General features: G+C 56.2%; 9 protein-coding genes. 4 read left to right on the top strand and 5 right to left on the bottom strand.

Annotated features, from left to right (window positions below; all coding sequences use genetic code 11):
• Window positions 1-150: 150 nt before the first annotated feature.
• Complete coding sequence (locus tag J8X26_RS08865; protein WP_152324677.1) at window positions 151-1,653, bottom strand: NCS1 family nucleobase:cation symporter-1; 1,503 nt, start codon at window positions 1,651-1,653, stop codon at window positions 151-153.
• Between the two features lie 177 nt (window positions 1,654-1,830).
• On the opposite strand from J8X26_RS08865, the gene J8X26_RS08860 reads away from it, so the two are divergent.
• Genes J8X26_RS08860 through puuE form a run of 3 tightly spaced genes read left to right on the top strand, consistent with a single transcriptional unit; the run spans window position 1,831 to window position 4,254 of the window.
• Window positions 1,831-2,565, top strand: coding sequence for a GntR family transcriptional regulator (locus J8X26_RS08860; RefSeq protein ID WP_208950695.1), 735 nt, complete (start codon window positions 1,831-1,833; stop codon window positions 2,563-2,565).
• Window positions 2,565-3,323: an aspartate/glutamate racemase family protein gene (locus tag J8X26_RS08855; protein ID WP_152324675.1), complete on the top strand. Its 759-nt coding sequence runs from the start codon at window positions 2,565-2,567 to the stop codon at window positions 3,321-3,323. Before J8X26_RS08860 ends, J8X26_RS08855 begins: the two co-directional genes overlap by 1 nt.
• The gene (gene puuE / locus J8X26_RS08850) at window positions 3,316-4,254 is read left to right on the top strand and encodes an allantoinase PuuE (protein WP_208950694.1); all 939 of its coding nucleotides are present in this window, start codon (window positions 3,316-3,318) and stop codon (window positions 4,252-4,254) included. The genes J8X26_RS08855 and puuE overlap by 8 nt, the downstream gene beginning before the upstream one ends.
• Before the next feature lie 672 nt (window positions 4,255-4,926).
• On the opposite strand, the gene hpxZ is transcribed toward puuE, so the two are convergent.
• The 4 genes from hpxZ to J8X26_RS08830 are packed head-to-tail and all read right to left on the bottom strand — an operon-like array spanning window position 4,927 to window position 8,558.
• On the bottom strand, window positions 4,927-5,310 hold the full coding sequence (hpxZ, locus tag J8X26_RS08845; protein ID WP_152324673.1) for an oxalurate catabolism protein HpxZ: 384 nt from the start codon (window positions 5,308-5,310) through the stop codon (window positions 4,927-4,929).
• Window positions 5,311-5,361: 51 nt separating this feature from the next.
• A complete protein-coding gene (locus J8X26_RS08840; RefSeq protein ID WP_208950693.1) occupies window positions 5,362-6,765 on the bottom strand; it encodes an AtzE family amidohydrolase in 1,404 nt (467 codons plus the stop codon).
• The gene (gene hpxX / locus J8X26_RS08835; RefSeq protein ID WP_165058612.1) at window positions 6,762-6,956 is read right to left on the bottom strand and encodes an oxalurate catabolism protein HpxX; all 195 of its coding nucleotides are present in this window, start codon (window positions 6,954-6,956) and stop codon (window positions 6,762-6,764) included. The genes J8X26_RS08840 and hpxX overlap by 4 nt, the downstream gene beginning before the upstream one ends.
• 15 nt (window positions 6,957-6,971) lie before the next feature.
• Window positions 6,972-8,558 (bottom strand): gamma-glutamyltransferase family protein, encoded by a 1,587-nt coding sequence (locus J8X26_RS08830; protein WP_208950692.1) that lies wholly within the window; start codon window positions 8,556-8,558, stop codon window positions 6,972-6,974.
• 191 nt (window positions 8,559-8,749) lie between these two features.
• Here J8X26_RS08830 and J8X26_RS08825 point away from each other — a divergent pair, with 191 nt between their 5' ends.
• On the top strand, window positions 8,750-9,589 hold the full coding sequence (locus J8X26_RS08825; RefSeq protein WP_208950691.1) for a MurR/RpiR family transcriptional regulator: 840 nt from the start codon (window positions 8,750-8,752) through the stop codon (window positions 9,587-9,589).
• Window positions 9,590-9,832 lie beyond the last annotated feature (243 nt).

The following is a 9,832-nucleotide window of genomic DNA, read 5'->3' as shown; positions in this document are numbered from 1 at the left end:
AGTTCAGTTGGTTAGAATACCTGCCTGTCACGCAGGGGGTCGCGGGTTCGAGCCCCGTCCGTTCCGCCACTATTCAGAAGCCCTGAGTGAGAAATCACTCAGGGCTTCGTCGTTTCAGCCTTCCTGGCTTTTTTCCCCTGTTACAACGATTTATTCCACTTCTGTTTTCATATAGCCCATTGCGTTACCTGTCGCGCGGTCATGACGGGCGATATAGCGATAAAAACCGCCCGCCAGAAATGCTCCGATGAACCAGCTGAAATTCGCCACCTGATGCAGGCTCGGCGTAAAGCTGATGACCAGACCAATCAGCACCGCAGGCACCAGCGCGCCGATGGCTTTCGGGTTGAACCCGTTGCGGTACCAGTAACGGCCGGAAGGGGAGGCGTTAAACAGCGCATCGACATCCATATGACCGCGTTTGATCAGGTAATAATCCGCCAGCAGAATGCCAAACAGCGGCCCGATGAATGCCCCGAGAACATCGAGCGTGTAGTGGATCAGCTCCGGTGACTGGAACAGGTTCCACGGTGTCAGTAAAACAGAGCCGACGGCGGCAATCATCCCACCGGTACGGAAACTGATTTTCTGCGGCGAACAGTTAGAGAAATCGAACGCCGGTGATACGAAGTTCGCCACAATATTGATACCAATCGTCGCGATGATCATGGTCAGTAGCCCGAGTGCCACGGCTACGCTGTTACCCACGCGGCTGACCGTTTCAATCGGGTCAGTAATCATCTGGCCAAACAGGGATTGTGTACCGGAAACAATCACCACGGTCACAATCGAGAACAGCAGGAAGTTAAACGGCAGGCCCCAGCGGTTACCGCGACGGATTTCGCTCATGCTTTTGCCGTAACGTGAAAAGTCACCGAAGTTGAGCAGCGGGCCGGAGAAATACGAGACGACCAGCGCCGTGGCGGTCAGCATTTCCCAGCCCTGCTGGCCGACCGTCAGCGTTTTTGTCGACAGCGTGAAAGAGATATTGCTCAGCCCGGTTTTATACAAAATCCATCCGGCCAGCATCAGCATCACAACGTACACCGCCGGGCCCGCCACGTCGATAAAACGCTTAATTGCGCTCATGCCGTGCCAGAACACCATCGCCTGCAATACCCACATAATGCCGAAGCAAATCCATCCCAGCGCAGATAAGCCCAGCCAGTGCGGCACGGTCAGCGGCGTCAGGGACGGGAAGAATTTCAGCAGTACCAGCATTAACGCGCTGGCCGCCAGATAGGTCTGAATGCCATACCACGCAAACGCGATCAGCCCGCGGATCACCGCCGGAATATTCGCCCCGAACACGCCAAATGCCTGACGGCAAATCACCGCGTATGGCACGCCAGCCTGCTGGCTCGGCTTCGCCACCAGGTTGGCACAAATCTGCACGATACAAATCCCGCACAATAAACACAGCAGCACCTGCCAGCTGGTCAGCCCGAGCGTGAAGAAACTCGCTGCGACCACATAGCCGCCCATACTGTGTACGTCGGACATCCAGAAAGAAAAAATGTTGTACCAGCTCCAGTTTTGGTCACGAGTGGGAGCTAAATCATCATTACACAGCCGCGGGCTGTAATAAGGTTTGATGATCCCGGCGCCTTGTTCGGATGACGCCGTGGCGGAGGTGATTTCCTGATTTGGCATAAATCGTGCTCCTGTCATTAACAACATGTAAAAGTCGGAAGCCGGTGACCGGCTGCCCAAAGGTGAAAAGCAGTCACAGGAGCACTGCACGAATCAGGCCATATTTCATTTTTTGTATACAAAAAATAATTTTCATGTATACGATTAATCTATCGAACGGTATACGGAGTAACGGCAATGACCAGTTGGAGCGGGCTGAATACGGCCTATTTTACCGAGGATAAGGACGACCACATTTACAACGCGCTGGTGAAATCGATTGTTGAACACCAGCTTTTGCCGGGCAGTAAATTGCCGGAAGAAGCGCTGGCTGAAGTTTTTTCTGTCAGCCGGACGGGCATCCGGCGCGTGTTGCAGCGCCTTGCCGCAGTGCAACTGGTCACGCTGTTGCCCAAGCGTGGTGCGCATGTCACCACGCCGGACGCAGAAGAATCCCGCGACGTTTTCACCACCCGAAAAATTCTTGAATGCGCCAACCTGCCGCTGGTGATCGCGCATTGCCAGTCCACGCATCTGGTGGCGCTGAAAAAACTCGTACAGGAAGAAAAGCGCGCCCACGACGAACGTAATGGCCCGGCCGCAATCCGGCTTTCTGCTGCTTTCCACGTCCAGCTTCAGGCGATTTCCGGCAACAAAGTGCTGACCGAATCGGTTTCTCAGCTCACGCTGCGTTCTTCACTGGCGATTGCCGCCTGGGGCACGCCGTGGCAACAGGGCTGCCGGTGTCATGATCACGATGATTTACTGGAACTGATGAAAAAGCGGGACGTTGCCGGGCTGACGCAAAGCATGTCGCATCACTTCGACAGCATCGTTTCCAGCCTGCGTTTTGAGCAAAATAAAGGGCAGGTACCTGATTTCGCGAATATCTTTTCCTCTCATCTTCTGGTCGCCGGAAAGGAGCCAGAGTGATGACAAAACCGCTTTGTATACAACTGATCAACCCGAACACCAGTCTGGCGATGACAGAAGTCATGGCGCAAACCGCGCGCTCTGTTGCCGCCGTGGATACACAAATTGTGGCGGTTTGTCCGCAGGAAGGCGCGCCGTCGATTGAAGGGCATTTTGATGAGGCGATTGCCACGCTCGGTGTTTTGCAGCAGGTGAAAGCCGGGCGCGAAGCCGGCGTGGACGGCCATATCATTGCCTGTTTTGGCGATCCGGGCTTACTGGCCGCGCGTGAGCTGGCACGTGCGCCGGTCATCGGCATTGCAGAAGCGGCCATGCATCTGGCCACGATGCTGGCGACGCGTTTTTCCATCGTCACCACTTTGCCAAGAACCCTCACTATTGCCCGCCATTTACTGCATCAGTACGGTTTCGAGCGTCATTGCGCGGCGCTGCATGCGATCGATCTTCCGGTGCTTTCGCTCGAAGACGGCAGCGGGCTGGCGCAGCAGAAAGTGCGTGAACAATGCATCGCCGCGAAAAAATCGGATGGCAGCGGGGCGATTGTACTGGGCTGCGGCGGTATGGCCGATCTGGCGCAGGAACTGACGCTGGAGCTGAATATTCCGGTGATCGACGGCGTCAGTGCGGCGGTCAAAATGGTCGAGTCGCTGGCCGCACTTCGCCTGACCACCAGTAAGCACGGTGATCTGGATTATCCGCTGGAAAAACCCTTGTCTGGCCGCTTTGCCGGACTGAATCTGAGAGATAACCATGCCTGAATTCGATAACGGTTTTACTGACAATTACCCGCGCGACTTGATTGGCTATGCCGGCCGTCCGCCACACGCAAACTGGCCGGGTAATGCCCGGATTGCGGTGCAGTTCGTCCTCAACTATGAGGAGGGCGCGGAAAATAACGTCCTGCACGGCGACGCCGGTTCGGAACAATTTCTCTCAGATATTATCGGCGCAGCCAGTTTTCCCGACCGTCATATGTCGATGGATTCACTGTATGAATACGGCTCACGCGCCGGTTTCTGGCGGATCCACAATGAATTCCAGAAGCGCGGCCTGACGCTGACCGTTTTCGGTGTCGCGATGGCGCTCGCGCGTAACCCGGAAATCGTCAGCGCCATCAAAGCCGCGGATTACGACGTCGTGAGCCACGGCTGGCGCTGGATCCATTATCAGAACATGAGCAAAGCCGAAGAGGCGGAGCACATGCAAAAAGCCATCACCGTACTTCGCGACCTGTTCGGCAAAGCGCCATCCGGCTGGTACACCGGCCGCGACAGCCCGAACACCCGTCAGCTGGTCGCCGAATCAGGCGGATTCCAGTACGACAGCGATTACTACGGCGATGATCTGCCATTCTGGACGCCGGTAAAACTGGAAAATGGCGAAACGAAACAGCATCTGGTGATCCCGTACACGCTGGAAACCAACGACATGCGGTTTGCCTCCCCGCAGGGTTTCAATACCGGCGAGCAGTTCTTTACCTATCTCAAAGATACGTTTGACGTGTTGTACGAAGAAGGCGAAACGTCACCCAAAATGATGTCGGTCGGGATGCATTGCCGGATCCTCGGTCGCCCCGGGAGATTTCGCGCTTTACAGCGGTTTCTCGATTACATCGGGTCACACGAGAAGGTATGGGTGTGTAAGCGGCAGGACATTGCCGACCATTGGGTTAAACATTTCGGTGTTTAATCTCGAAATTCAAATTCAAATTCAAATTCAAATTTAAAATCAAATTCAAAACCTTGGGCTCGCCGCCCAAACTGGCCCAGAGGACGCGTAAGCGCGCGCCCTCTGGACTCCCGCGCTTTTTCACTGCGCGCTGTCGCGGGCACGACGGACATGTTCTGTTGCTTTAGTGGGTGGCGAAAATCCAGGTGCTTCGCACTACCTTCTCTCGGTCTTCAAGCCATAGGTCTTGAAGCCGCTCCGTTCAGCTGAATTTTGAGCACGCCAATCCACTTTTCTAAAAGATGAAAAACAGTCTGCCGTTAATTTTAAGATGGTGCGGGCGATTCAGAAATCTTGCTGAACGGAGCGGCCTGAAGACCTGAGGCTTCAGGACCGAGAGAGGGAACCGCGTAGCGGCAAGATTTCCAGCCTGTCACTGCGGTTGCTGAAACATAGCCAGCGAGCGATAGCATGCAGTTAAAAGACGTGGGAGATCCAAGAGGGGCCCGTCCTGGCCCCTTTTGGGCGGTTTCGGCGCAGCGTGAAAAGTGATCGCTGTTATTGAGAAACCGAAAATGTCACCGTTCAGATTTCCCCTCGGTGGGAACCGAAAATTCCACAACTCATTTTTATCCCGGTTAAACCGAAAAAGGTTTCCTCAGCTTTCCAAAGCTGAACCGCCCAATGGTTCGGTCAAACCATCAGACTCACATGGGCGGCCACAATCTTCCATCCGCTCGCCATTTTCACCCATGTCTGCTGCTGACGCCCGATTTTGTCCGTGCCTTCACGGCGAAACTCCGTGCTGGCGACGGCCATGTCATCACCAAACGTGGTGATGGTCGTATTGACCAGTTCCCTGTCTAACCCTTGCGCCGATCGCGCTGAGCGAAATGCCCGGATGGCTTCGATGCCGTAAAGATTTTCTCCGGCACCAAAGCGTACGGTACGCGGGTCGTGCCAGAACAGTTCGTCGAGAACGGCGGTATCGTTGGTGATCAGCGCCTGTTCATAGCGATAAAAGGCCGCATTCATTTCGGCAAGGATCGCCGGGCGGTCGATATGTTCAGTTTTCATGATTTCGTCTCTTACTCTTTTGCTTCACCCTGGAAAACGGGATGCAGGTTGTTACGCGGGCATCACCGGAGAACTGCTGACTTTCACTATGCCCTGAAGTTCGAGCGCCCGTGCTGCACGCAGACACAGGTCTTCGCGCCACGGCGGCGCAATCAGTTGTAATCCTATTGGCAGGCCGGTCGATGTCGTGACCGGCACCGTCACTACCGGTAAACCGAGGAACGAAATTGGCTGCGTCAGCATACCCATATTGGCACGTGTCGGCAGATCCTGACCGTTAATTCTGATGGTGTCCTGACCAATCAGCGTTGCCGGGCATGGCGTGGCAGGGGCAATCAAAATGTCCCAGTGATCAAACAGGGGCAAGATTTGTTCCTGAAAATGCTGACGAAAACGCTGTGCCTGCACGTACCATGCCGCCGGGATCATCGCGCCGGCCAGTAAACGCTCGCGCGATAACGGTTCAAACTGTTGCGGGATACTGCGCAGTTTTGGCAAATACTGATTGCCGCCTTCAGAAGCACTGATGATAAATGCCGCTGAACGCGCCAGTTCGGCCTGCGGCATTTCAACTTCTTCCTGCGCTTCAAGAGCCTGAGCAATCTGGTGCACGGCAGCTTTAGCGTGGTCGTCGCACCAGGTAGCAAAATAGCCGCCCAGCACCGCAGTACGCAAACCCTGCTGGCCGCGTCCGAGCTGAGAAAAAGTGGCAGTCACGGGTTTATCTGCCTGGAAGTGATCTTGAGAGTCTGTGCCCTGAATCGCGTCATAGACCTGCGACAGATCCTCGCTGCACCTCGCCATCGGACCGATGTGATCAAGACTGGCGACAAACTGCTGGCTGCCGCGGCGGGAGATCCGTCCGAAGGTCGGTTTCAGGCCGAGAATACCGCTCAATGATGCAGGCACGCGAATGGATCCGTTGGTGTCGCTGCCGAGCGTGAAATGCACCAGACCGGCAGCGACGGCAGCGGCAGAACCGCCGGACGATCCTCCGGCGACGCGTGCCAGATCACGCGGGTTACGGGTGGCACCATAATGGCTGTTTTCGGTAGTGAAACCGTAGGCGTAAGCATCCATGTTCAGCATGCCGGAAAGCATCGCGCCCTGTGCGGCGAGGCGTGAAACGGTCCAGGCATCATGACGTGCGGCGGCGTTACTGCTGTTGAGGCTCGCGCCCGCCAGCGTAACTTCACCGGCGACGTCCAGCAGGTTTTTCACCGCATACGGAATGCCTGCCAGCGGTGCCAGTGCGGTTCCGCTGGCGCGGGTTTTATCCACTTTAGCGGCCTCACTCAGCATGCGTTCGCGGGTGATATGCGTATACGCGTTGATGACCGGATTGGCCTGTTCAACTGCGTCCAGCGTGGCGCTGGCAATTTCTGTGGCTGAGATTTCACCCTGCGTAATGGCCTGATGAAGCTGATTAATCGTGAAATTATCAAACGATTTCATGCTCTGTACACCCCGGCGATTTCCAGTCGCGAATCGAGCGGTAAATCCATCAGCGGTTGCGCCATTTGCGCGATACGGCTGAACTGCACCAGCAGTTCCTGACGGCGTACATCGTCGAGTTCCAGCGCCAGAACGGACTCCATCTGGCGGATGTAAGCGGCCCAGTCTGTGGCCGCAGGCGTATTTTTCATGATCAGTTCCTCAGTTTAAAAACCGGCCGCGCTGCCGTTGCTGCGCGGGTCGGAAGCGCCTTCAAACATGCCGTTGGTGTGGCGGACAATGGCTCCGGCATGGCCGACGGCTTCACTGAAATCCGGCAACAGTTCGACATCGTGACCGCGCTGTCTCAGTCCGGCCTGCGTTGGATAGGCGAAACGGCCTTCCAGTTTCAGGGAGTCTGAGCTTTCCCCCCATGTACGACCCAGCAGCCAGCGCGGCCCGCTGATCGCCTGCTGCAAGGATTGTCCCTGCACCACATGGCGGATAAACACCGCAGCCTGCGTTTGCGGCTGACCGTCGCCGCCCATCGAACCGTAAACCATGGTGCGCCCGTCGTATAAACGTGCGGCGGCAGGATTCAGGGTATGAAACGGTTGTTTACCCGGCGCCAGTGCCAGTAAATGGCTGGCATCGAGGCTGAATGAGGCGCCACGGTTTTGCCACAGCACGCCACTCTGGGGCAGAACGACGCCACTGCCGAACTCGTGATAGATGCTCTGAATAAACGATACCGCCAGCCCGCTGCTGTCCATTACGCCCATCCAGACGGTATCGCCCGGACCTTTACCTTTGCCCCAGCCGGCGGCGCTGTGCGGTTTGATGCGGGTGGCGAGGGCGTCGAGATACTGCGGATCCAGCAAGCTTTGCGCGTCCTGCGTCATCATGCGCGGATCGGTGATATAGCGGTCGCGCAGGCCGAACGCCAGCTTGGTGGCTTCGACAATGCTGTGTATCGTCGCGCTTTCATCCATGGTTTCGAGCGGCAGACGGTCAGTCAGACCGAGGATCGCGAGTGAAACTAACCCCTGCGTCGGCGGTGTCAGGTTGTATATTTCGCCTTTGCTGTGTTTGAGACGCAGCGGCACGCAGCGCCGGGGCTTGTAAGCGGCCAGATCGGCACGGGTGACCGGCATGCCGAGCCTTTCCATGTCGGCGGCCATATTGTCGGCCAGTTCACCGCGATAGAAACTGTTCAGCCCGTCTTCGCACAGCATGGATAACGTCTGTGCCAGCTGCGGCTGGGTGAAGCGGTTACCGGCGCGCGGCACTTCGCCGTTCGGCAGAAAAACGTCGGCAAACGCGGGGAAGTCTTTCAGCTCATGTTGCTTGGCACGGGTGGCAGCTTCCTGAGAAGCCGTTACCGGAATGCCATCAGCGGCGTAACGGATGGCATCGCGCAGCAGGCGTGAAAGGGGTTTTTGATCGCCGCCAAATTCAGCCGACACATTCAGCGCTTCCTGCCAGCCACCGACCGTGCCTGCGACCGTCAGTGCCGCTTTCGGCCCACGGTGCGGAATATGCGATTCCCCGGTGTAGAAATCGAGAGAGGCCAGCGAGCCGGCGGCACCGCTGGCGTCTATCGCCACCGGATTGCCCTGCGGCGGCACAATCAGCCAGAAGCCGTCGCCGCCCAGTCCGTTCATGTGCGGATAGACCACCGCAATTGTTGCGGCTGCGGCCACCATCGCCTCGATGGCATTACCGCCTTCCCTCAGTACCGCAAGCGCACTCTGGCTTGCCAGATGATGAGGTGTGACCGCCATGCCCAGCGGCGCGCTGTTACTGTTAATCATGCGATGTCCTTTTTTGAGACGCTTTTTTTATGCTGCCCGCGCTTGCAGGGTTGTCGGCGCGTAGGGATAGAATTAAGCAAGAGGTGTTCCACATCGGCAGAGTCTTGCGTTTTTCACGCTAATTTCTGTTGCACTGGCAAGCATAGTGCATGGTATGTTCCGATGAAACATTGGTTACAAAAGGGCCAGAGATGAAACAGATTGATGAGCGTCTGCGTGACCATTACGCAGAACTGACACCGCAGGAACAGCGGGTGGCCGACTTTATTTTTGCCAGCATCGACGACCTGATGAGTTACAACAGCGCAGAGCTGGCGCGGCTCAGCGGCGTGTCGAAAGCCACGGTCAGCCGCCTGTTCAAACGTCTCGGTTACCCGAGCTATCGTGATATGCGCGATGAAATGCGCACCCTGCGCCAGAGCGGAATGCCGCTGACTGACAGCCGTGACGCGGTGCAAGGTAACACCTTGTTATCACGGCACTATAAGCAGGAAATGGCGAATCTTACGCAGTGGATTAACCAGATTGATAGCGCTCAGTTTGGTGCGCTGATTTCAGCGCTGAGTCAGGCGCGACAGGTGCGCCTGCTGGGCTTTCGCAACAGTTATCCGGTGGCATTGCATCTGCGCCAGCAACTGATTCAGGTGCGGGCAGGTGTAATGATGATGCCGCAACCGGGGCAGACGCTGGCGGAAGAACTGGTGGATCTCACCGCGCAGGACGTGGTGATTTTCGTGGCCTTCCGCCGCAGGCCGCGCATGGCGAAGGAAATACTGACGCAGTTACAGTCAGCTGGCATACCGGTGCTGCTGATTTGCGAGCCTCAGGCGCAGACGCTGACCCCGCTCGCCACCTGGCATCTGGCCGCGCCGCTCGACAGCGTTTCGGCGTTTGACAGCTATTCTTCCGCCATGAGTCTGGCGAATTTACTCAGCAATGCGCTGCTGCACGATATGCTGGCTTCAGGCCGTCAGCGTATTCATCAGATAAGCGATATGTATAACGCGCTGGATGAGCTGGAGCAGCGCTGATTCCCGTTTGCAGAACAAACTGAGCGCTTTTCTGGTGCTTTCGCACAATTTTAGTGCATCCGTTTTTTCATCGACTCCCGTTTTTTGCCCTGATTCAGGGCAAAAAAACCGCTTCTGATCCCGCCCGCATTTTTATAATCCCTTGTCATACCGTGACTTTGCGCACATTTTTTTTGCGGCGTTGCTTTTGGCACATTCGTTGCAAAGTTTTAAATATAAGAATCTATCGTTCCAAAAACTTTT

The sequence above is a fragment of the Rahnella sp. ChDrAdgB13 genome (assembly GCF_017655185.1).
Lineage (GTDB): Bacteria > Pseudomonadota > Gammaproteobacteria > Enterobacterales > Enterobacteriaceae > Rahnella > Rahnella contaminans.
The sequence above is the reverse complement of the archived record's forward strand: the minus strand, read 5'-3'. Positions and strand labels throughout refer to the sequence as shown.